This window comes from Streptomyces justiciae (assembly GCF_015163075.1).
Taxonomy (GTDB): domain Bacteria; phylum Actinomycetota; class Actinomycetes; order Streptomycetales; family Streptomycetaceae; genus Streptomyces; species Streptomyces justiciae.
This window is the reverse complement of record NZ_JADDXU010000004.1, coordinates 113,912-136,498: the sequence shown is the minus strand read 5'-3', so window position 1 is coordinate 136,498 and position 22,587 is coordinate 113,912. Positions and strand designations below refer to the sequence as shown.

Sequence of the window (22,587 nt, the reverse complement as noted above, 5' to 3'; positions counted from 1 at the left end):
CAGCGGTGCGCAACGGGCGCCCCGCGGAACCGCACGCCGGGCCGCCCACGGAATCTCACCGCGGGCGGCCCGGCGACCGGGGCGGCGCCGGTCAGACACGTACCTGGGCGGGCTCGTCCGGCGTCGGGTCGGGCTCCGCGGCCCCGGCCGGCCGGCGGGTGAGGGCCTCGCCCTCGATGTCGACCCGGGGCAGCAGCCGGTCCAGCCACTTCGGCAGCCACCAGGCACGGTCGCCCAGCAGGGCGAGGACCGCGGGCACGATCGCCATCCGCACCACGAAGGCGTCGAGGAGGACGGCCGAGGCGAGTCCGAACCCGATCATCTTGATCATGGAGTCGCTCTCCCCGATGAACCCGGCGAACACCGCGATCATGATCAGCGCGGCGGCCACGACCACCCGGGCACTGTGCCGGAACCCGGAGACGACCGACTGCCGGGCGGCCTCGCCGTGGACGTACGCCTCCCGCATCCGGGAGACGAGGAACACCTCGTAGTCCATGGCCAGGCCGAAGACGATGCCCACGAGGAAGATCGGCATCAGGCTCATGATCGGCCCGGTCTGCTCCACCCCGAAGACGCTCGCGCCGTGCCCCTCCTGGAAGACCACGACGACGGCGCCGAGCGCGGCGAGCACCGAGAGCAGGAAGCCGAGGGCGGCCTTGAGGGGGACGAGCACGGACCGGAAGACCACGAGGAGCAGGATGACGGCCAGCCCCACGATGGTGATGAGGTACGGGACGAGCGCGGCCTGCACCTTGTCGGAGATGTCGATGTTCAGGGCCGTGGTGCCCGTGACCTCGAAGTTCTCGGTGCGCTCGGCACGGATGGTCTTGACGAGGTCCTTGGTCCGCTCGTCGGTGGGGCTGGTGGACGGCGTGGCGGTGAACACCGCCGTGTCGCCCGCCTCGTTGAAGCGGGGCTGGGTGACGGAGACGATGCCGTCGGTGCGGGCGATCTTCTGGTTGATCGCCGCCACGTCCGCCTTCGGGTCCACGGCACCGTTGGCGTCCACAACGACGGTGAGCGGGCCGTTGAACCCGGGGCCGAAGCCCTCGGCGAGGTCGTCGTAGGCACGGCGTTCGGTGGTGGAGGTGGACTTGGCCTCGTCGCCGGGCATGCCCAGCTGGAGGCCGGTCATGGGCAGGGCCAGCGCGCCGAGCCCCACCACGCCCAGGAGCAGCACCGGCAGGGGCCGGCGCAGGACGAACCTGGCCCAGCGGGTGCCGCCGTTGTCGCCGGTGCTCTTGTCGACGCCCCGCTTGCGGAGCCGCCGTGCCAGCACCGTGTTCGGCCAGAACCCCAGCAGCGCGGGGACCGCGGTCAGCGCCACGACGACGGCGACGACGACCGCGCCGGCCGCGGTGAGGCCCATCTTGGTGAGCATGGGGATGCCGACGACGGTCAGTCCGGCGAGGGCGATGACCACGGTGAGACCGGCGAAGACGACGGCCGAACCGGCGGTGCCGACGGCCAATCCGGTCGCCTCCTCCGGCGTGTGGCCCTGGGCGCGCTCCTCGCGGTAGCGGGAGACGACGAAGAGGGCGTAGTCGATGCCGACGGCCAGGCCCAGCATCATCGCCAGCGTGCCGGTGCTGGTGGACAGGCCGAGGGCGCTGCCCATCAGCGTGATGGCGAGCATGGTGAAGGCGACGCCGATGAGCGCGGTGAGCAGCGGCAGTCCGGCGGCGGCCAGTGAGCCGAAGGTGACCAGCAGGACGACGGCCGCGACGGCGATGCCGATGACCTCGGCCATACCGCCGGCGCCCCCGCCGCTGTCCATGGCCGAACCGCCGGTCTCGACGGTCAGCCCGGCGTCGCGCGCCTGCTTCGCCGCCTTCTGCACCGCCGTACGGCTCGCGTCGGTGACGTCGGCGGACTTCACCTTGTACGTGACGGTGGCGTAGGCCGTGGACCCGTCCTTGCTCACGGCCTTGGTCCTGTACGGGTCGGCGACACCGGCCACCTGGGAGCCGGTGCCGAGGGCGGCCACGGTCTCCTCGACGGCCTTCTTGTTCTCGGTGGCGGTGACCTTCTGTCCGTCCGGGGCGACGAAGACCACGCGGGCGGTGGCGCCGTCGGCGGCCGCGCCGGGGAAGCGCTCCTGCATCAGGTCGTACGCCTTCTGGGACTCGATGCCCGGCATCGAGAACTCCTCGTCGGAGGTTCCCGGAGCCCGGAGGGCGCCGAGTCCGACGGCGGCCAAGACGGCCACCCACATCAGGGCGACGTATCCGCGCCGCCGGAAGGCCAGTCGGCCCAGTCGATAGAGAAAAGCAGCCACGTCGGGGAACTCCACATCCGTTCTCGATCAGGTGCCCCAGCCTGTCCCGGCAGGGGTCCCCGAGTCGTCGTGCCGCTGCGGGCAATGCCGCCTGCTGCTTTCGCAGGACCGGCTACTGAAACCGCAGTACGTGACCGGGCCGCGATCTCCTGCCCCGGTAGCACGACCCGCGGGTCAGCCACCCGCGCGGAACGCCCTCAGCACGGCCTGGGCCATCCCGCGCTCACCGCGCTCGTTGGGGTGCACCGGGGCCGCGGGGGCGGCCGGGATCAGCGGCTCGACCCAGCGCACGTCGGCCTCCGCGCAGGCGTCGCGGCCGTCGGAGGGCGCGTAGGTGTCGACGTACCCGGCCCCGGCGTCAGCCGCGGTGCTGCGCAGCATCGCGTTGAGCTGCTGTTCCTTCTGCCGCAGGAAGGTGACGTCGCCGGGGGCGAGCCCCATCGCCCGTCCGCAGTCGGCGCCTCGGGCGGGCAGGATCGTCGGATAGCCGACCAGGTAGATGCGGGCCTCGGGCGCCCGGCGCCGGATGTCGGCCAGCACGTCGGCCACGCGTCCGCCCGTCGCCGCGATCCTCGTCCCGATCTCGTCGGTGTCACCGGAGGTGTGCTGTGCGCGGCACGGCGCCCGGTCGGGTGCCAGGTCCCCGATGCGGCTCTCCAGTCGGTAGCGGACGCCGGCCTTGACGCAGCCGGTGATGAGCTCGCCGAAGCCGATGTCGTTGCCGCCGATGCCGACGGTGACCAGACGGGTCCCGGCGGACACGGCCGACAGCTGGGCCGGGTTGGTCCCGCTGTCCGTGTCCTGGGCCTTGAACAGGTCGCCGGTCGTGGCCCCACTACAGCTCATGTCGCGGAACTCGGCGCGCTCCAGGCCGAGTTCGGCGGCGACGAGCGCCGGGTAGTTCCGGTCGGAGCGGTCACAGCCCGCGGGTTTCGCGCGCCGGCCGGGTATGTCCGGTCCGGCCGTGTACGAGTCGCCCAGGGCGACGTACGGGCCGCGCGGCGGGCCGCTCAGGGAGGCGGCCGCGCTTCCGTCGCCGTCCCGGGCGACCCCGACCACGGTGACGAGGGCGGCGCACGAGAGGGCCGTCGCCAGCCCGATGCCAAGACGAGTTCTCATCGGAGGTCATGCCTTCCGGTACGGCGCCGACGCGGCGCGGGCGGTGATGCACACCGCCTCAGGCTCACCGGGCAGGACGCGCCGCGTCGTCGTCCCGCTGCAGGCTGTACGGCCTACTGAGCCCGCAGTAGGCACGGCCCGATTCGTCCTCCGGAGGGACGACAGGCCAGGGCGGGCGCGTCAGCGCCACGCCCGACAGAGCGTCACTCCATCAGTCCGGCCGCGAGTGTCGCGCCCAGCTCCCAGCAGGCCTGCACGTCGGGCTTCTCCGGCGTTCCGGTCACCGTCACGGCGTCCGCCGCCCGGCGCCAGCCGAGGCCCGTGGTGATGGATTCGATGCCGCGTACCGCGCCAGTCACGTCACTGCCGCCGTGGACGTAGTAGCCGAACGGCCGCCCCCGTGTCTCGTCCAGGCACGGGTAGTAGACCTGGTCGAAGAAGTGCTTGAGGGCCCCGGACATGTAGCCGAGGTTCGCCGGTGTGCCCAGCAGGAAGCCGTCGGCGGCGAGCACGTCCGAGGCGGTGGCCGCGAGCGCGGCCCGCCGCACGACCTGGACGTTCTCGATCTCCGGGTCCGTGGCCCCGGAGACGACGGCTTCCAGCAGCGCCTGGCAGTTGGGCGAGGGGGTGTGATGCACGATCAGCAAGGTAGGCACACCCCGCACCCTGCCGTCGGCCGGGCACCCGGCGCAAACGCGACGGCTGCCGCGCGGGCTACTTCACCTTGCCGGTGAAGATCGCCGTCTCCGACTCGTAGTCGGGCGCCACCTCGATCTGGAGGAAGGACTCGCCCTTGGGCAGTTCGCAGCCCCACGGCACGGAGAGGGAGCGGCCGGCCAGGATGCTGGTGTCGGGCAGACCGTCGAGCCCGTCGTCGTAGATGGACTCCCCTTCCTTGCCCTCGTCGCCGTAGGCGCAGTTCACCGTCATCATCGAGGCGTCGATCTTCTTGTCCGACTTGTTGACGATCTTGATGCTGAACTTGGCGTACGGGGTCTTCTCCGGGGACGCGTACTCGCTGGAGACCGCCCGAGTGATCTTGGTGAGGCTGATCTCGACGTCGTTGTCGTAGGCGATGGTGTCGTCGAACCCGTAGGAGTCGTCGCCGGAGTCCTCGGCCGGTGCGTCGGAGTCCGCCGCGTCGGTGGCGGAGTCGTCGGCGGCGGTGTCGCCGCCCTCGGCCGGTGCCGTCTTGGTGACGGTGACGGTCGGCGCCGCCTCGGCCTCGCCGTCGCCGGTCACGCTCGCGGTGACGACGGCGGCGAGGACGGCGGCGACCACCGCCGCGCCGGCGGCGATGAGGACCGTGGTGGTCTTCTTCGGCGCCTGAGGCGGCTGCGGCGGGTAGTAGCCGGGCCCGGGCGGCGGCGTGTAGCCAGGCATGGGCGGCGGCGTGCTGTCGTAACTCATGGTCCCCCCAGGGATGGTTCTGTTGCGTGATCAATCATCACCTGTCGAACCGTCCTTGTGGAGGTGCCGTAATGAAAATGTGCTGATGAGGCGTCTGTTCGGCTACTCCGTGCGCAGTGCCGTCGCGGTGCGGGCCTTCGCCGCCCAGCTCGCCGGGAGCAGCGCGCCGAGCGCGGCGATGAGGATGCCGGCGCAGCCGAGCAGGAGCAGTTCCGGGGTGTCGTACACGTCGAGGACGACCTTCGGCAGTCCGGTGTCGGCGGTCTCCGCCATCTTCGGCAGGACATAGCCGTGCAGGGCGAACCCGACGGGCACCCCGATCAGCCCGCCGACCACACCGATCCCGGCCACCGAGGCGAGCACGAGGCTCACCGTCTGCCGCGGCGACATGCCGAGCGCCTTGCACACGCCCAGGTCGTGGACGCGCTCCCGGGTGTCGAGGACGACGGAGTTGAGCACGCCGAGGCCGGCGACGGAGACCAGCATCAGGGTGAGCAGCGCCGCCATCGCGTCGAGGACGAGGATCAGGTTGTCCTGCCGCGACGCGGAGTTGGCCATGGCCTCACCGCCGAGGGCGTTCACCGTCACGTCGAGCTTCGTGGCGTACTGGGTGGCCTGGACGCCCGACTTGAGCTCCACGAGGAACATCTGCGGCTCGACCTCGGGGAAGTCGGCGAGGCTCGCGTGGAAGCGGAGCCCGTCGTCGGAGGTGTCGAAGGCCTCGCCGACGATCGTCAGGGTCCGCGTCCGTTTGCCGACCGTCACCCGCAGCGTGTCGCCGACCTCGGTCTCGGTGGTGTTCAGGAAGTGGGTGGAGACCACGACCTGACCGGGTCCGGTGATCCAGTGCCCGGAGATCATCTCGTAGGCGGCGGAGCGCAGATCACCGTCGTAGAGCACGGCCTGCACGGCTCCCGAGACGCCGACCGCGGTGCCGTCCGTCTGGGTCCTGCCGTAGTAGGTGTCGGTGCCGGACTGCTGCGCGATGGCCGCGGCCACCTGCGTGGGATCGGCCGTGGCGGTCTCGCCCCCGCCTGGTCCGGAGCGGGCCTGGCCGGTGAAGACCGTGACCGGGGCGCGGTCCTCCGGGTCCTGGGCCGACCCGACCGCGTTGAGGGACGCGGTCAGCCCGAGCGCGAAGGTCGCCGCGACCGTGCCGAAGGCGACCGCCAGCAGCATCGCGAGGGTACGCACCGGATGCGCGAACGGACCGGCGAGGCCGTACGTCACCGCGCGCGGCAACGGCAGCCGTCCCGCCGCCCGATGGGCCCACTGCCCGCGCCCGGTGCGCGGCGCCCGGCCGACCGCGATGGCCTCCACGGTCGACAGCCGCCCGGCCCGCAGCGCGGGCACCAGCGCGGCGACCGCGACGACGAACAGCGCGGCCCCGGCCACCAGGACGTCCACCCACCAGGCCACCGACAGCGACGCGGTGCCGTAGACCGTCTCGGTGTCCTCCAGGAGCGGCATGGCCATCAGATTTCCCAGTACGACGCCCAGCGCGATCCCGGCTCCGGCGGGGACCAGCGCCTGGGCGACGTACGCGCGGACGACCTCACGCGGGGTGAAGCCAAGGGCCTTGAGGATGCCGATCCTGCGCAGGCTGGTGCCGACGGCGCCGCTGATGACGCTGCCGACGATGATGACCGACATGACGATGCCGAGGACGCCGAACGCCATGAGGAAGGGGATGGTCGGCGCCGCGCTCTGGTCGGCGGCCCGCTTGGTGTCCAGCCAGGACTCGGTGCCCATCAGCGCGCCGGAGGGCAGGGCGGCGGTGAGCTTGAGGCGGTCGGCGGCGATCTGTCCCTTGGTGTCCGCCGAGTCGAAGCGGTAGAGCATCTGGCTGGTGACGCGGGTGGTGTCGGAGGCGAGCGCGGTGACCTGTGCGGGGGTCGTCCAGGCGTCGGCGGTCTCGCCGACCGAGTGAGCGAAGCCCACGACCGTGAGGGCCGTGCTGTCCGCGGCGTCCGAGGTGTTGAGCGTGGCGCCGAGGCGGAGAGCGGGGCCCTCGAACTCGCTGGAGAGCACGACTTCGCCGGCCTTCGTGGGCCATCGCCCCGACTTCAGGTTCAGCCGGTCGACGTCGGTGTTCGGTTCGGACCGTCCCACCAGGGTCACCGGCGGCAGGTGGCCGCCGCCCTCGTCCACCGGCCGGATCGTCGTCACGGGGTACGGTCCCGCGCTGCCGGTGACCCCGTCGAGCCGTCCGGTGGCCTTGAGTTGGGCCGTGCTCGCCTTGGCCGGGTCGAACTGCGCGACGAGGTGCGCCCCGTTCTGCGCGGCGAAGGCGTGGTCGAAGGGCGCGTTGGAGGCGACCATCAGCGATCCGGCGACGACGGCCGAGGCCACGGCCATCATGGTGGCGAGGGCGATGACGACGGTCTGCACCCGACGCCGCCCCACCCCGGACCGCACGACACGGCTGAGCGCGCTCATCGCACGGCCTCCGTCCGGGTGTCGGAGGCGAGGCGCAGGGCGCACATCGGCGCCTCTGGCAGGGTGCCGGGGGCGAGGATCGGCGCGCTCATCGGACCGCCTCCGCCTGGGTGTCGAGGGCGAGGTGGCCGTCGACCAGGTGGATCGTGCGGCTCGCGACCGCCTCGGCGAGGGCCGGGTCGTGGGTGACCAGCACGATGGTCTGGCCGCCCCGGTGCAGGTCCACCAGCAGTTCCCGTACGTCGTGGCCCGAGGCGCTGTCGAGGGCGCCGGTCGGTTCGTCGGCGAGGAGGAGGGCGGGCCGGTTCACCAACGCCCTTGCCACCGCGACCCGTTGCCGCTCACCGCCGGACAACCGGCCCGGGTAGGCGCGGGCGTGCTTCTGGATGCCCAGCAGCTCCATGAGCTCGCCGGCCCGGGCGGCGGCCTTGCGGCGTGCGGTGCCGGTCAGTTGGGCGGGCAGCTGGATGTTGTCGGCGACGGTGAGGTCGTCGAGCAGGTTGAAGAACTGGAAGACCATGCCGATCCGTTCGCGGCGGAACCGTGCCGACGCGTGCTCGCTCAGGCTGTCGACGCGCTCACCGGCGACGGTCACCGTACCGCCGGTCGGCTTGTCCAGGCCCGCGACGAGGTTCAGCAGCGTGGACTTGCCGCTGCCGGAGGGGCCGGTGACGGCGAGGGCCTCGCCCTGGGCGACACCGAGGTCGATCGGTCCGAGCGCGGGTGCGCCGGAACTGTCGTAGCGCTTGGCCACGCCCGACAGTTCGATCACTTGAGTCATGGGAGTCGTCCGTCCTTGTGAGTGGAGTGGGCTCTTGCTGTGCACCGGCCCAGCGAAGGTAGGGGCGGGCGCCGGCGCGGCGCGTCGGCCGGGGCACCGACTTGCGGCCCTTCGCGCGGACGATCCGGGCCCGGGGTCATCCCTGCGGAGTACGCCTCGGGGACGGTTCGCCGGCCTCCGAGACGGACGCGGGTGCGCGGGGGCGGGCCGCACAATGTGCGGATGGAGACGGAGGACCTGCGCCCACGGCGTACGGACGACCGGCGCGGGTGGCGGCGGCAGCTGCGGGACACGCTGCGGCCGGAGCCCAGGCGTGAGCCGTTGTCGCGGCGTGCCGTGTGGGCGGACGCGGTGCTGGCCGTGCTGCTGACCGCCGTCGCGCTGTTCGTCGCGGCACGCTACCCGGGCGACGGGCCGATGAACGTGGCGCCGGTCGACCCCGGCGCGCCGATCCCGCCCCGGCCGCCGGAACCGGGCCGGTGGATGGTGGTGGAGGAGCCCGCCGCCCCGCCCTTCGCCCTGGTCGTGCTGTCCGCGCTGCCGCTGGCGGTCCGGCGGCGGTATCCGTTCGTGGTGTTCGCCGTGGTGATGGGCGCGGCCCTGGCCATCGGGGACGACGCCTCCTGGATCAACGTGCTGACCTGTGTCGTCGGCGCGTACAGCGCCGCCATGTACAGCAGGCACCGGGTGGGGGCGCTGGCCGGGCTGTTCGTCGCGGCCGTGCTCTCCGGGCTGGCGTTCCGGAACACCGAACCGGTCCTGCCGGGGTGGTCGAGTCCCGCGGTGGTCCTGCTGATCGCCGGGGTGCTGGCGGGGCTCGCCCGGGTGTGGCAACGGCAGGTGGCGGCGGGCCGGGAGCGGTTCGCCCGCCTGGAGCGCGAGCAGGAGGAGGCGATGCGCCGGGCGGTCGAGGAGGAACGGGCCCGGATAGCCGCCGAGTTGCACGACGTCGTGACCCACAATGTGAGCGTGATGGTCATCCAGGCGGGGGCGGCCCGCAAGGTGATGGACGCGGCACCGGAGCGGTCGAAGGAGGCGTTGCTGGCGGTGGAGGCGGGCGGCAGGGCGGCGATGGCCGAACTACGGCATGTCATGGGGCTGTTGGCGGCTCCGGACCCGGAGCAGCCCGAGGCGCTGGAGCCGCAGCCGGGGCTCGCGCAGCTGGACGCGCTGATCGTCCGGGTGCGGGCCGCCGGTACGCCGGTCGGCGTCGCGGTGTCGCTGCCGCCCGAACCGCTGCCGCCCGGCGTCGACTTGACGGCGTACCGCGTGGTGCAGGAGGCGCTGACCAACACGATCAAGCACGCGCCGGGCGCCGAGGCGTCCGTCACGATCGGCTACCGCGACGACCGGCTGGAGATCGAGGTGGTCGACACCGGCGCCGTCCGCGACGCCGCGCCGGCGGACGGCAACGGGCGCGGCCTGATCGGGCTGCGCGAGCGACTCGCCGTCTACGGCGGTGAGTTGACCGCCGGTCCGACGCTCGCCGGCGGCTACCGCGTCAGAGCCCTCGTGCCGTGGCGGACCGTATGAGCGGGCCCGCGCTGCGCGCCGTCATCGCCGACGACCAGGCCCTCGTACGCACCGGCTTCGGGATGATCCTCGCCGCGGACGGCATCGAGGTGACGGCGGAGGCCGCCGACGGTGCCGAGGCGGTCGCCGCGGTCCGGCGCACCCGCCCCGACGTCGTGCTGATGGACATCCGGATGCCCGGCATGGACGGCATCGAGGCCACCCGGCGCATCCTCGCCGACGACTCGGCCGAGGGCACCCGCGTCATCATCCTGACCACGTACGACCTCGACCACTATGTGTACGCGGCGCTCACCGCGGGCGCCTCCGGCTTCCTGCTCAAGGACGTCACCCCCGAGCACCTGGTCGCCGCCGTGCGCCTCGTGCAGTCCGGCGACGCGCTGCTCGCCCCGGCGATCACCCGCCGGCTGATCGAGCGCTTCGCCCAGCGCGAGGAGCCCCGCCCGACCGCCTCCCCGCACCGCGACCTCTCCGCGCTGACCCCGCGCGAAGTGGAGGTGCTCCGGCTGCTCGCGACGGGACTGAGCAACGCCGAGCTCGCGGAACGCCTCTTCCTCAGCCCCACCACGGTGAAGACGCACATCGGCCGCATCCTGTCGAAGCTGGAGCTGCGCGACCGTGTCCAGGCGGTCGTCCTCGCCTACGAGTCGGGGCTGATCACCCCCGGAAATCCAGAAGACGTTCCGGGCACTGATCGCTACCGTTGAGCCATGGAGGTCACCCAGCACACCCACGGCGCAGCCGCGCGAGCGACCAGCTCCCCGGCTGCCACCGCCTGACCTCACGTCACCTCTCCCCCGGCGGCCGGAAACGGACCGCCGGTGCAGTGCGCGTACACCCCTCGCTGTTCTCACGGTCCTTTCCGGTGCCCTGGCCCCGAAGGAAGACCGTCATGGACACCGACCGCACCCTGCGCACCTTCACCGACTTCTACGTCGAGCGCGGCCACCACCTGATCACCGGCGGCACCCTGCTCCCGCCGCCCTCGGACCCGGTGCTGTTCACCACGTCCGGCATGCATCCGCTCACCCCGTATCTGGAGGGCCGCCCGCATCCCCAGGGACGGCGGCTGGTGAACGTGCAGCGCTGTCTGCGCACCACCGACCTGGAGGAGGTCGGCGACCCCACCCATCTGACGGTGTTCGAGATGCTCGGCTCGTGGTCGCTCGGCGACTACGACCACTCGCGGAGCCTGCGCTGGGGCCACGAACTGCTCCGCGACGGCTTCGGCATCCCGCAGCGCCATCTGTACGTCACCGTCTTCGGTGGCGACGACCAGGTCGGACCGGACACCGAATCGCTGTGCACCTGGGAGGAGTTGGGGGTACCGGTGGAGTCGACGGTGGAGGACAACTGGTGGTCCAACGGTCCCGTCGGCCCGTGCGGCCCCGACTCGGAGATCTTCGTCTGGACGGGCGGCGACGACACCCCGCCCGAGGGCACCCCGACCACCGATCCGCGCTGGGTGGAGGTCTGGAACCACGTCGGCATGCGCTACCGCCGCCACGAGGACGGCAGCCTCTCCCCGCTGTCGCAGCAGAACATCGACACGGGCATGGGTCTGGAGCGCCTGCTGACCGTCCTCCAAGGCCGCGACTCGGTCTACGACACCGATCTGTTCGAACCCTGGAGGCGGCTGCTCCCGCGTCTGTGGGACCTGGACGAGCCGTCGTTCCGCCTGGTCTGTGACCATCTGCGCTCGGGTGTCGTGGTCATCGGTGACGGCGTACGGCCCTCCACCAGCGGGCGCGGCTACGTCCTGCGCCGCCTGGTCCGCCGCCTCCTCACCACCCTGTGGCAGCAGGACCGCGGCCGCACCCTGTCCGACCTGCCGCGCGAACTGGTCGAGCACACCCTGGACCACTTCCGGCTGCCCGGCGGCACCGACCCGGTCCTCGGCGTCCTCCTGGAGGAAGAGGGCCGCTTCGGCAGGCTCCTCGACCGGGGCCACCGCGTCCTCTCCCGCCCGCAGTACCAAGGACGGTTGACCGAGGAGGACTACCGCTACCTCCACGACACCCACGGTCTGCCCCGCGATCTCGTCGTCGGCCTGCGGAGCCTGCGGCGATGAGCGGCCGGGCCTGATCGTGACCGGGCCGCCCGGCCGCGTTACCCCTCGGGCGGCCGGGGCACTCGGGGCCCGCGGCGGCTTCCCTCCCGGAGTCGCCTGATCCGGTCGGAGGTGGAGAGCATGGGGCACGGCGGAAACGTGATCGACGAGCTGGTCGCCGATCACCGTGAGGTCGAGGAGTTCTTCGGTCGCATCGAGGCGCTGCCCTCCGGCGACAAGGACCGCAAGGTCCATGCCGACCAGGCCACCATCGAGCTGGTCCGGCACTCGGTCGCCGAGGAGGCCTACCTGTATCCCGCCGTGCGGGAGCACCTGGCGAACGGGAACACCCTCGCCGACCGGGAGATCGAGGACCACGCGAAGGCCGAGCAGCTCATGAAGGACCTGGAGTCCTGTGAGGCCGGGGACCCGGAGTTCGACCGGATCGTCGGCGAGCTGATGGCCGAGGTGCGCGCGCACATCGCCGACGAGGAGGAGAACCTGTTCCCCCAGCTCCGCGCGGTCTGTCCGCCGGAGCGGCTGGACGAGCTGGGCGAGAAGATCCGCATGGCCAAGAAGGTGGCGCCGACCCGTCCGCACCCGTCCGCGCCGAGCGAGCCGCCGGCGAACAAGCTGCTCGCACCGGGCATGGGCCTGGTGGACCGGATGCGCGACGCACTGACGGGCCGAGGCAAGGAGGACTGACTGGACCGGGACCGGCTTCAGGCGACGCACTGACCGGGACCGTCCTCAGGCGACGCGCGGCCGGGGCGGTGCGAGGCGGCCCAGGGGCCGGGCAAGCCGTCGTGACGCGACGCGCGGCCCGGGCGACGTGAGGCGGTCCAAGCACCGCGCGAGGCGGCCCAGGGCCCGCGCAAGCCATCGTGACGCGAAGCGCGGCCGGGCGGGGCGAGGCCGCCCAGGGGCCGCGCGAGCCGTCCGGACGCGACGCGCGGCCCGGACGACGTGAGGCGGTCCCGGCGCCGCGCGAACCGACCCCAAGCCACGCGCGGCCGGGCGGCGCGAGGCGACCAAAGCCCGCGCAAGCAGTCGTGACGCGACGCGTGACCGCGGCGGTGCGAGCCGGCCCAGGGCCCGCGCAAGCAGTCGTGACGCGACGCGTGACCGCGGCGGTGCGAGGCCGTCCACGGGCCGCGCGAGCCGTCCGGACGCCACACGCGGCCGGGCGGCGTGACGCGGCCCAAGGCCCGCGCAAGCAGTCGTGACGCGACGCGTGACCGCGGCGGTGCGAGCCGGCCCAGGGCCCGCGCGAGCCGTCCGGACGCGACGCGCGGCCCGGGCGACGTGAGGCGCGGTCCAGGCGCCGCGCGAACCGACCCCAAGCCACGCGCGGCCGGGCGGTGCGGGGCGGTCCAAGGGCCGCGCGAACCGCCCTCAGGCGACCAGCGGCTCCCGTGGCTCTCGTCGGTCGAGGGCGTCCAGGAGCCGTGCGCGATGCAGTTCGGCCACGGGCGCGACCAGGTCGGGATGGCGGAGAAGTGCCGCCGCCCCCTGGTCGCGTTCGTCCGGTGCGAGCAGCCGCCGGAACTCCACCGGCGTCCCGGTCAGATGCTCGCCCTCCCCCACCGCGGCCGCGGCGAGGCGGGCCAGCTCCGGGTCGGTGAGCAGACACGCGGCCCAGCTCGCGACGACCTCGTCCACCCAGGTGCGCCAGGCGTCCCCGTCCTCGTCGGAGCCCCCGCCGGCGAGCCCGTCGAGCCGCGCCGAACCGCCCGGCCCGGCCATCTCGACCAGCCCGGCGTCCATCGCCGTCGGGTAGCGCAGCCATGCCGCCACGGTCACGGCCTGTCGCGCCTGGACCTCGCACAGCGCGGCGGCCAGCGCACCGCCGGAGGCGGGATAGGCGCGCAGCAGCCACTGGGCGGTCGCCGCGATGACCGGGGAGAGATCTGCCTGCACTGCCGAACCGTCCGAACTGCCGGGTGAGGGGGTGCGGAAACGGTAGCCCGCGCCGGGGCCCCACGGCGAAATTGTGACCCCGGTGAAATCTCCGGCCCATGTCTTGACATGCGAACGAAACGATTCGTAGCTTGGGCGATCATTTAGATTCGTGAAGCCAGTTCACGGATATGAACGGAGACAGTTCATGGGCGATCGCCGACGAAGTCGCCGCCTGGCCGCCGTGCTCGCCGTCACGGCGCTCGGGTTCGGAACCGCCGCCTGCGGAGCGGGGTCCGACAGCGCAGGCAGCGGCGATCCGAACACGCTGGAGGTGTGGACCCGGAGCAACCCGGACCCCGCCGCCACCTACGAGCGTGTCTTCGCCGCCTTCACCAAGAAGACCGGCATCAAGATCGACTACCAGCCGGTCATCAACTTCGACCAGCAGCTCCAGAGCCGCGCGTCCACCAAGGACCTGCCGGACGTGATGATCAACGACACGGCGCTGATGGGCAGTTACCAGAGCCAGGGGCTGCTCAAGCCGATCGACCCGGCCACCATCACGGGCGGCGACCAGCTCACCGCCAAGACCTGGTCCTCCACCGTCGGCGTCGACGGCAAGCACTACGGCATCCCGTACTCCCGCCAAGCCCAGACCCTGATGATCCGCACGGACTGGCTCAAGAAGCTGGGCCTCAAGACACCCACCACCTGGCAGGAGATGCTGAGCGTCGCCAAGGCCTTCGCCACCCGCGACCCGGACGGCGACGGCAAGGCCGACACCTACGGCATGGTCGTCCCCGGCAGCGCCCAGAACGGCTACGCCGCCTGGTGGGGCGCCAGCTTCCTCTGGCAGGGCGGCGCGCGGATCGTCGAGCCGGACGGCAAGGGCACCTACAAGCCGACGATGGACTCGTCTGCCGCGGTCACCACCGTGACCTGGATGAAGAACAACCTCTTCTGCGGTGACAACGCTGTCACACAGCCCGGCGCCCTGACCGCCGTCACCTCGACGGCCACCAACTTCCAGGACGGCAACGCCGGGATGTACCTGACCGGCCCGTACAACATCGCCACCTTCGACCAGACCCTCGGCAAGGACAAGTACGAGGTGATCCCGGCCCCGGCCGGACCCGCGAGCGGTGACGTGCTGGCCGACGGCGAGAACATCTACTTCGGCGCCAGGACCGGCAAGACGAAGCAGGAGCGGGCCCTCGCCGCGTTCCTGATCTCGCCGGAGGGCCAGAAACTCGCGATGACGGGCAAGAACCAGCCCGTCGTGCGCATCCCGGTGAACTCCACGCTGGACGCGGCGAAGGTCCGCGACGACGCCCGCTGGAGCGTCGTGCAGAAGGCCTACGAGGACGCCTCGCAGCAGTTCCCGAACGCCCCCGACTTCGCGCCGATCAAGCAGGACACCGCCGACGCCCTCAACTCGATCTTCACCTACTGCGGCGGTGACGTCCGCTCCCAGCTCAAGGAGCTCAACGAGACCCTCGCCGGTGACCTCAAGGACCAGGACCTGCTGAAATGACCGCTACCGTGACCCCGCCCGCGGCACGCAGGGCCTTGACCAGGCGGGCCGTGGTCCCGTGGCTGTTCCTGGCCCCCGGACTGCTGCTCGCCCTCGTCTTCAAGTTCTGGCCGATGGCCAAGGGCGTCTGGCTCAGCTTCTTCGACGTACGGCCCTTCCTCGGCGACAAGTGGATCGGCCTGGACAACTACACCCGGGTCCTGACCGACCACCGCTTCCAGGACGCCATCGGCCACACCCTGGTCCTGGGCATCGGCCAGTCGGTCGGCGCGATCCTGCTCGGCTTCGTGCTCGCCCTGCTGCTGGAGGGCCAGGCCCGCTCCCTGAAGCTCCTCCGCACCGCGGTCTTCCTGCCGGCCGTCACCGCGACCGCGGTGGTCGGCGAGCTGTGGCGGCTGATGTACTACCCGACCTCCGACGGCCTCCTCAACAGCGGCCTGCACCTGCTCGGACTCGGCCCGGTCCAGTTCCTCGACAACCCGAATCTCGCACTCTGGTCGACGATGGCCATGGGCATCTGGATCTGGGCCCCGTACAACATGGTGATCATCCTCGCCGGACTCGCGGGCGTGGACCGCTCGCTGTACGAGGCCGCCGCGATGGACGGCGTCTCGCTGTGGCAGCGCCTGCGGTACGTCACGCTGCCGGCGATCCGCCCGGCACTGATGATCGTCCTGACCCTTGCCACGATCCGCGGGCTGCGCGTCTTCACCGAGGTCTACGTCCTCACCGGCGGCGGCCCCGCCGGGTCGACGGACGTCTGGATGACCCGCGCCTACACCCTGGGCTTCACCCGCAACGACATCGGCGGCGCCTCCGCGGCCTCCGTCGTGCTGCTCTGCGTGACGCTGCTGCTCACCGTCACCATCAACCACCTCCGCAAGAGGGGAGAAGCGCGATGAGCGCCCCCGTCATCGACTCCGCCCGGCCGGCGGCCCCTGACACCCCGGCCGGACGGAGCACCGGACGACAGCGGACCACCCCGGCCCGCTTCGACACCGCCCTTGGCTGGAGCGACCGGCCCGGGTTCGCCTGGGCCCTGCGCGTCCTGCTCTGTCTGCTCGCCCTCGGCATCTTCGCCGCGCCCTTCCTGACGATCTTCTCGGGCGCCTTCACCGCGAACCCCAGCGGCTCCTCGCTGTCGTTCCTGCCGCACGACAGCACGCTCACGAACTTCAAGGTGGCGGGCGAGCGCGGCATCTGGGACTACCTCGGCAACTCGCTCGTCATAGCCGGCGGCGGTCTGCTGCTCCAGCTCGTGGTCTGCACGCTGGCCGCGTACGCGCTGGCCCGGCACCGGTTCCGCGGCCGGGCGCTGATCATGATGCTGTTCATGATGACGCTGATGCTCCCCGAGGAGGTCATCGCCATCCCGCTGTCCCTGGTCCTCGGTGACGTCCCGGTCGTCCACCTGGATCTCAAGGGCACGGTGTGGGGCGTCATCCTGCCGCTGGGCGCCTGGGGTTTCTCGGTGATGATGCTGACCGAGTTCATGCGGGACATCCCCACCGAGATCGAAGAGGCGGCCCGTCTCGACGGCGTGGGCGAGCTGCGCATGCTGTGGCAGGTCGTCCTGCCCCTGTGCAAGCCCGCGCTCGGCGTGGCCGGCGTGCTCGGCTTCATCATGATCTGGGACCAGTACCTGCTGCCGCTGATCGCCGCCAAGGACCCCACCGACTACACGGTCACCGTCGCCCTGTCCATCCTGCGCACCGACCCCGAGGTCGGCTCCGGGGTGGTGCTGGCCGGTGCGGTCATCGCCCTGATCCCCAGCCTGATCGTCTATCTGCTCCTCCAGCGCTCGCTGGTCACCGGCATCGCCGCCGGGGCCACCAAGGGCTGAGCACACCGTAGTTACGAGGGAGACATGAAGTTCCAAGGAGTGCTGTTCTTCCCGGTGACCCCGTTCGCCGCGGACGGTTCACTGGACGAGGAACGGCTCGGCCGGCACATCGAGGCGGGTGTCTCGGCGGGCGCGGGCGGCGTGTTCGTCGCCTGCGGCACCGGCGAGTTCCACGCGCTGACGTCCGACGAGCTGGAGCGGGCGACAAGAGTCGCGGTCGAGGTGACCGCGGGCCGGGTGCCCGTCCTGGCCGCGGCGGGCGGCCCGCCGCCGGTCGCCCGCGACCAGGCCGAACGCGTGGCCCGCGCGGGCGCCGACGGCATCCTGCTGCTGCCGCCCTACCTGGTCACAGCACCTCAGCAGGGCCTGGTGCGGTACGTCGAGGAGGTCACCGCCGCCACCGAACTGCCGGTGATCTTCTACCAGCGCGGCACCGCCCGTCTGACGGAGGAGACGGCCGCCGAGATCGCGTCCCTCCCGAAGGTCGTCGGCCTCAAGGACGGCCTCGGTGACATCGAGCGGATGCACCGCATCGTCCGGGCGGTCCGTGCCCTGCCGGACGGCGCGGACTTCCGGTTCTTCAACGGCCTGCCCACGGCGGAGATGACCGCGCCCGCCTACCAGGGCATCGGCGTCGACCTGTACTCGTCGGCGGTGTTCGCGTTCGCCCCCGAGATCGCCCTGGCATTCCACGGCGCGCTCGCCGACGGGGACGACACCCTGGTCACCACCCTCCTCGACGAGTTCTACGCCCCGCTCGTCGAACTCCGCGACGAGGTACCCGGATACGCCGTGGCGCTGGTCAAGGCCGGTGTCACGCTGCGCGGCCTGGACGTCGGCGGCGTACGGGCCCCGCTCGTCGACCCCACCCCCGAGCACGTCGCCCGTCTCTCGAAACTCATCGACCACGGCCTGGAGTTGGTCCGCTCATGAACCCCACCCGGATCAGGGAACTGATCGTCACCCCGATCGCCTTCCGCGACCCGCCGCTGCTCAACTCCAACGGTGTCCACGAGCCCCTCGCGCTGCGGATCATCCTCCAACTCGTCCTGGAAGACGGCACGGTGGGCCTCGGCGAGTCCCCGGGCGGCACCGCCCGCCTGGAACGACTTCAGGCCGCCGCGAAGGTCGTCCCGGGCATGGACGTCTTCGACACGACGGCCGTCGCGGCGGCGATCGACGCGGACCTGCTCCCCACCGTGCCGAGCTCCCACGAGCGGGGCTGGACCACCTCGGCGGTGGAGGTGGCCTGCCTGGACGCACAGGGCAAGCTGCTCGGCCGCCCGGTCAGCGACCTGCTGGGCGGAGCCGTCCGGGACGCGGTGCCGTTCGCGGCGTACCTCTTCTACAAGTGGGCCGAGCACCCGGCCCTCGACGGCCGGGTCGCGATCGGCGACGACTGGGGCGAGGCTCTGGACCCGGCCGGGATCGTCCAGCAGGCCCGGCTGATGCAACAGCGGTACGGCTTCCGCTCGTTCAAGCTCAAGGGCGGTGTCTTCCCGCCCGACGAGGAGATCGCCGCCATCAAGGCCCTGGCTAAGGCGTTCCCCGGCCACCCCCTACGCCTGGACCCCAACACGGCCTGGACGGTCGAGACCTCGAAGTACGTCGCCCGTGAACTGGACGGCGTGCTGGAGTACTTGGAGGACCCGGCCAAGGGCATCGAGGGCATGGCCGCGGTGGCGGCGGACTCCCCGCTCCCGCTGGCGACCAACATGTGCGTGATCGCCTGGGAGCATCTGAAGCCGGCGATCGAGCAGAACGCGATCCAGGTCCTGCTCACCGACCACCACTACTGGGGCGGCCTGCGCCGCACCCGCGAACTGGCGGCCGTCTGCGAGGCGTTCGGCATCGCCCTGTCCATGCACTCCAACTCCCATCTGGGCATCAGCCTGGCCGCGATGACCCATGTCGCCGCGGCCATCCCCAACTTGGACCACTCCTGCGACACGCACTACCCGTGGAACTCCGCCGACGACGTCGTCCGCCCCGGCATCCTTGAACTGCGGGACGGCGAGGTGAAGGTGCCCACGGGGCCCGGACTGGGCGTCGAGCTGGACCTCGACGCCCTGGACCGGCTGCACCGCCTGTACCTCGACTCCGGTGTCCGCACCCGCGACGACACCGGATACATGCGGCGCTTCGACCCGACGTACGAGTTGAAGCTGCCCCGCTGGTGACGTCAGTGCTGTTCCTGGAGGCGGCCGAAGAGCGGTGCCGCCTCCGGGAGAGCGCGGCCGACCGGGGTCACCTGACGGACGATGGGCTCCGCCGCGCCCGGGACGAAGGGCCGTAGTTCCTCGCCCAGCACCCGGCATGCCGTGACCAGCGCGGCGAGGACCGCGTCGAGGCGTTCGGCCGCGTCGGCGTTGCCTTGGCGCTCGGCCCGGGCCAGTTCCCAGGGGCGGGTGGCGTCGATGCAGCGGTTGGCCTCTTCCACGATGTCCCAGGCGGCGTCGACGGCCCGCCGGAAGTCGAAGTCGCCGAGTGCCACGTCGATCCGCCCGGGCGCCGCCCGGCACACGTCGAGCAGCGGCGTCACCGCGAACCGGTCGGCGCCGAGCGCCGGTACGGTCCCCGCGCGGTACCGGTGGACCATCGTCACGATCCGGTGGACCAGGTTGCCCAGTCCCCCGGCGAAGTCGGCGTCGGCGCGGGCGAGCAGCCGCTCGACGGTGAAGTCGGCGTCCCCGACCCGGGGGACGTCCCGCAGCAGCCACCACCGCACCGCGTCCGTGCCGTACGCGGCGGTCAGGGCGACGGGGTCCACGGTGGTCCCGTTCCCGGACTTGCTGATCTTCTGCCCGCCGACGGTCAGGTAGTCGTGGACGAGGATGTCGGTCGGCAGCGGCAGGCCCGCCGACAGCAGCATGGCCGGCCAGTACACGGCGTGGAAGCGTACGACGCCTTTGCCGACGAGATGGACGCGGCGGTCGCCGGCGGCCCACCACCGCTCGTAGGCGGGGTCGTCGGTGCCGTAGCCGAGGCTGGTGACGTAGTTGCCGAGGGCGTCCCACCACACGTAGACGACCTGGTCGGGGTCGTCGGGCACGGGGATGCCCCAGCCGCGGGCGCGGGTGTGGGAGCGGGAGACGGAGAAGTCGTGCAGTCCGCCGTCGATGAGGGCGAGGACCTCGTTGCGGCGGGCGGCGGGCTCGATGCGGAGCGCGCCGCTGGTGATCAGTTCGCGGAGCCGGTCGGTGTGGCGGGAGAGTCTGAAGAACCAGTTCTCCTCGGCGACCCGCTGCGGTGCGGTGCCGTGTTCGGCGCATCGGCCGTCGAGCAGTTCGTCCGGGGTGTAGAACTGCTCGCAGCCGACGCAGTACAGCCCCTCGTACGCCTTCCGGTAGAGGTCACCGGCCTCCGCGCACCGGCGCCACAGGCGTTCCACCCCCGCACGATGCCGAGGGTCGCTGCTGGTGCGGATGAAGTCGTCCAGGGACAGGGCGAGCGGGTCGCGCAGGGCGGCGAACGCGTCGGCGTTGCGGTCCACCAGGGTCTGCACGTCCACGCCCTCCGCCTCCGCGGCCAGCACGTTCTTCAGCGAGTTGTCGTCCGTGCCGCTCAACAGGCGGACCTCGTCGCCGCGTTGACGGCGATGCCTGGCGAGGGTGTCCGCCTGGACCAGTTCCAGGGCGAAGCCCAGGTGCGGGCGGGCGTTGACGTACGGGATGGTCGTGGTGATGTAGTGGCGTGGTGTGGTCATCGGTCCTCCCGCCGGTACCGGGACCTGGTCCGCACACACGTCGAGGCCCCTTCCCGGGGCCTCGGATTCGGTACGCGTCCGTGCTCAGCAGCCCCAGTGCGGGGGCATCATCCGGTACTGAGTCGAAGGCGTGATCATGACGATGAGCGTAGCAACGGCACCCGGCGGTGGACACCTTCTTTTCCGGGCGTCCCCGAGGGCCGATCACCCTCAGGGACCGACCGGGCGCCGCCCGCTCCCCCCCCCGTCAGCGGCCTTCTCGGTGTGCGTGCGCCTCGGCCAGCAGGAGATAACTGGCGGCGGTCCAGGTGTAGGCGCGGTCGCGGAGGCCCGTTCCGGTGACGGCGTCGAAGTTCTCGGCGAAGCCGTGCGTCTCGCAGAGGGTCCGGAAGCGGGCGCTGATGTCGTCGGCGAGCCGCTGGTGGCCGCCCCGGCGCAGGCCGTCCTCGATGAGGACGGTGGCCGGAGCCCAGATGGGGCCGCGCCAGTAGCCGTCGGCGAGGTAGTGCGGGGAGGTGGTCAGTTCGGTGGCCAGGCCGTACGGCGTGAGGTGGGCCTTGAGGTGGTCGGCCAGCGTGCTGCCGACCTCGGCGGGCAGATGCTCGCCCAGCACGATGGGCATCAGGTCGAGAAGGCTGGAGGTGCTCCAGGTGTCCCCTGTGGCGACGCCCCGGGCGACGAAGCGGTCGCCGTTCCAGAGCTGGTCGAGGAGCGTGGCCTGCATCTCCTCGGCCGCCCGGGTCCACCGGCGTGCGTCGTCCTGCTTGTCCAACTCTCCTGCCAGTGACGCCAGTTCGTGCATCTGGAGGATCATGAAGGCGGCCAGGTCCGCGGTGACGACCACCCGCTCGGGGTCGAAGGTGGTGGCGTTGTCCCAGCCGCTGTCGTTGCCGTGCTGGTAGTAGGGCAGTTCGGCGCCGGGGGCGCGGCGGGCGGTGAGCCAGAAGTGGGTCCAGCGCTCCAACCGCCCGTACACCTCGGCCAGTTCCGCCCGGCTCGGCGGCGTCGGCAACCGGCGGCGCAGATGGCCGAAGGCCCAGCCGTGGATGGGCGGCTTGACGAAGTTGTGGAGCACCTCGGAGTGGGTGACCGAGTCGGGCAGGGCGCCACTGGCGTCCTGGTGGTCGAAGGGCAGCTGGAACTGGTCGAGGCCCAGCTCGGGGCAGCCCGGCGCCAGGGCGAGGGCGTTGAAGCAGTGGTCCCAGCTCCAGACCTTGTCCATCCAGTGCTTGGACATCAGCACACCGGGCCGGGTGACCAGCCCTGCCGGGCGGACGGTGGCCGACCAGACGACGTACGCGGCGAGTTCGGCGGCCGGGGTGTCGGCCGAGCGCCAGGGAGCCACGGCGTCGACGAAGTCGGCGAAGGCACCTCGCGCGGACTCCACGACCTCGTCGAAGGCGGCCGAGGAAGCGTACGGCGGGCGGGCGGTGTCGAGTTCCTCGATCGCGATCTCCCAGCCACCACTCGTCTCCGCGGTCACCGTGAGGCCTCGGTCGGCACTGCCCAGGGTCTGGTCCCCGGGCGTGGCGGCGATCGTGCCGGACAGCAGGGTGACGCGGTAGCGGCGTCCGGTCTCGTACGACGTGAACACGTGCGCGTCCGCCGCCGGGTCGTGGAAGAAGTACGTGCCGCTGAAGGGTGTCAGGGCCTGCGCCGCGGCGAACACCCCGATGTCCAGGCCGCTTCCCCGCAGCCGTACGGTGTCCGGCGACTCGTAGGCGAGATCGACGCGGCCGGCCTCCCCGGTCCAGGTGAGCAGTCCCGGTGTCGCCTGCCGGTCGGTCTCCGCCCGCTCGCCCTCGGAGAAGGGGACGAGGCGCAGGACGGCGTGCATGCCGTTCTGGTGCGAGACGAGATGGAGGTCGTCGGCGTACGTCTTCTCCGCCACCACGGGCGAGACGTCGAACCACGATCCGTAGGTGCTGAACGGGATGTCGGAGAGGGAGAAGGCCGGGCCGGTTCGGGCGACGGTCATGAAGGGGCTAC

The 22,587-nt window shown here is 71.9% G+C and carries 18 protein-coding genes; 9 read left to right on the top strand and 9 right to left on the bottom strand.

The window, feature by feature from the left end:
• Window positions 1–91 precede the first annotated feature (91 nt).
• From IQ210_RS13020 to IQ210_RS12995, 6 genes are all read right to left on the bottom strand, one after another.
• The gene (locus IQ210_RS13020; protein ID WP_194079113.1) at window positions 92–2,281 is read right to left on the bottom strand and encodes an MMPL family transporter; all 2,190 of its coding nucleotides are present in this window, start codon (window positions 2,279–2,281) and stop codon (window positions 92–94) included.
• Window positions 2,282–2,455: 174 nt separating this feature from the next.
• Window positions 2,456–3,400: an SGNH/GDSL hydrolase family protein gene (locus IQ210_RS13015; RefSeq protein ID WP_194079112.1), complete on the bottom strand. Its 945-nt coding sequence runs from the start codon at window positions 3,398–3,400 to the stop codon at window positions 2,456–2,458.
• Window positions 3,401–3,603: 203 nt separating this feature from the next.
• On the bottom strand, window positions 3,604–4,056 hold the full coding sequence (locus IQ210_RS13010; RefSeq protein ID WP_194079111.1) for a flavodoxin family protein: 453 nt from the start codon (window positions 4,054–4,056) through the stop codon (window positions 3,604–3,606).
• 58 nt (window positions 4,057–4,114) lie between these two features.
• A complete protein-coding gene (locus IQ210_RS13005) occupies window positions 4,115–4,810 on the bottom strand; it encodes a hypothetical protein (RefSeq protein ID WP_194079110.1) in 696 nt (231 codons plus the stop codon).
• Window positions 4,811–4,912: 102 nt separating this feature from the next.
• Window positions 4,913–7,249 (bottom strand): ABC transporter permease, encoded by a 2,337-nt coding sequence (locus tag IQ210_RS13000; protein WP_194079109.1) that lies wholly within the window; start codon window positions 7,247–7,249, stop codon window positions 4,913–4,915.
• An 88-nt stretch (window positions 7,250–7,337) separates the two neighbouring features.
• Window positions 7,338–8,030 (bottom strand): ABC transporter ATP-binding protein, encoded by a 693-nt coding sequence (locus IQ210_RS12995; RefSeq protein ID WP_194079108.1) that lies wholly within the window; start codon window positions 8,028–8,030, stop codon window positions 7,338–7,340.
• A 222-nt stretch (window positions 8,031–8,252) separates the two neighbouring features.
• Here IQ210_RS12995 and IQ210_RS12990 point away from each other — a divergent pair, with 222 nt between their 5' ends.
• The 4 genes from IQ210_RS12990 (at window position 8,253) to IQ210_RS12975 (ending at window position 12,318) form a co-directional block, all read left to right on the top strand.
• Window positions 8,253–9,563: a sensor histidine kinase gene (locus IQ210_RS12990; protein ID WP_194079107.1), complete on the top strand. Its 1,311-nt coding sequence runs from the start codon at window positions 8,253–8,255 to the stop codon at window positions 9,561–9,563.
• Window positions 9,560–10,270, top strand: coding sequence for a response regulator (locus IQ210_RS12985; RefSeq protein WP_194079106.1), 711 nt, complete (start codon window positions 9,560–9,562; stop codon window positions 10,268–10,270). The genes IQ210_RS12990 and IQ210_RS12985 overlap by 4 nt, the downstream gene beginning before the upstream one ends.
• A gap of 185 nt (window positions 10,271–10,455) precedes the next feature.
• A complete protein-coding gene (locus tag IQ210_RS12980; protein WP_194079105.1) occupies window positions 10,456–11,634 on the top strand; it encodes an alanine--tRNA ligase-related protein in 1,179 nt (392 codons plus the stop codon).
• A 120-nt stretch (window positions 11,635–11,754) separates the two neighbouring features.
• Complete coding sequence (locus IQ210_RS12975) at window positions 11,755–12,318, top strand: hemerythrin domain-containing protein (RefSeq protein ID WP_194079104.1); 564 nt, start codon at window positions 11,755–11,757, stop codon at window positions 12,316–12,318.
• A gap of 690 nt (window positions 12,319–13,008) precedes the next feature.
• On the opposite strand, the gene IQ210_RS12970 is transcribed toward IQ210_RS12975, so the two are convergent.
• Entirely contained in the window at window positions 13,009–13,533 is a 525-nt protein-coding gene (locus IQ210_RS12970) for a hypothetical protein (RefSeq protein WP_194079103.1), read from the bottom strand.
• A gap of 187 nt (window positions 13,534–13,720) precedes the next feature.
• Between IQ210_RS12970 and IQ210_RS12965 the strand changes: the two genes are divergently transcribed.
• The 5 genes from IQ210_RS12965 to IQ210_RS12945 are packed head-to-tail and all read left to right on the top strand — an operon-like array spanning window position 13,721 to window position 19,072.
• Window positions 13,721–15,049 carry a sugar ABC transporter substrate-binding protein gene (locus IQ210_RS12965; RefSeq protein ID WP_194079102.1) on the top strand — a complete coding sequence of 443 codons (1,329 nt, stop codon included), beginning with the start codon at window positions 13,721–13,723 and terminating at the stop codon, window positions 15,047–15,049.
• Window positions 15,046–15,951, top strand: coding sequence for a carbohydrate ABC transporter permease (locus IQ210_RS12960; protein ID WP_194079101.1), 906 nt, complete (start codon window positions 15,046–15,048; stop codon window positions 15,949–15,951). The genes IQ210_RS12965 and IQ210_RS12960 overlap by 4 nt, the downstream gene beginning before the upstream one ends.
• Window positions 15,948–16,892, top strand: coding sequence for a carbohydrate ABC transporter permease (locus IQ210_RS12955; protein ID WP_194079100.1), 945 nt, complete (start codon window positions 15,948–15,950; stop codon window positions 16,890–16,892). The genes IQ210_RS12960 and IQ210_RS12955 overlap by 4 nt, the downstream gene beginning before the upstream one ends.
• 24 nt (window positions 16,893–16,916) lie before the next feature.
• Complete coding sequence (locus tag IQ210_RS12950) at window positions 16,917–17,825, top strand: 5-dehydro-4-deoxyglucarate dehydratase (RefSeq protein WP_194079099.1); 909 nt, start codon at window positions 16,917–16,919, stop codon at window positions 17,823–17,825.
• Entirely contained in the window at window positions 17,822–19,072 is a 1,251-nt protein-coding gene (locus IQ210_RS12945; protein WP_194079098.1) for a glucarate dehydratase family protein, read from the top strand. The genes IQ210_RS12950 and IQ210_RS12945 overlap by 4 nt, the downstream gene beginning before the upstream one ends.
• A 2-nt stretch (window positions 19,073–19,074) precedes the next feature.
• On the opposite strand, the gene metG is transcribed toward IQ210_RS12945, so the two are convergent.
• Together metG and IQ210_RS12935 are read right to left on the bottom strand one after the other, a co-directional pair.
• Window positions 19,075–20,598 (bottom strand): methionine--tRNA ligase, encoded by a 1,524-nt coding sequence (gene metG, locus IQ210_RS12940; RefSeq protein WP_194079097.1) that lies wholly within the window; start codon window positions 20,596–20,598, stop codon window positions 19,075–19,077.
• Window positions 20,599–20,845: 247 nt separating this feature from the next.
• Window positions 20,846–22,576, bottom strand: a complete 1,731-nt coding sequence (locus IQ210_RS12935) for an amylo-alpha-1,6-glucosidase (protein WP_194079096.1) — start codon at window positions 22,574–22,576, stop codon at window positions 20,846–20,848.
• Window positions 22,577–22,587: the final 11 nt, after the last annotated feature.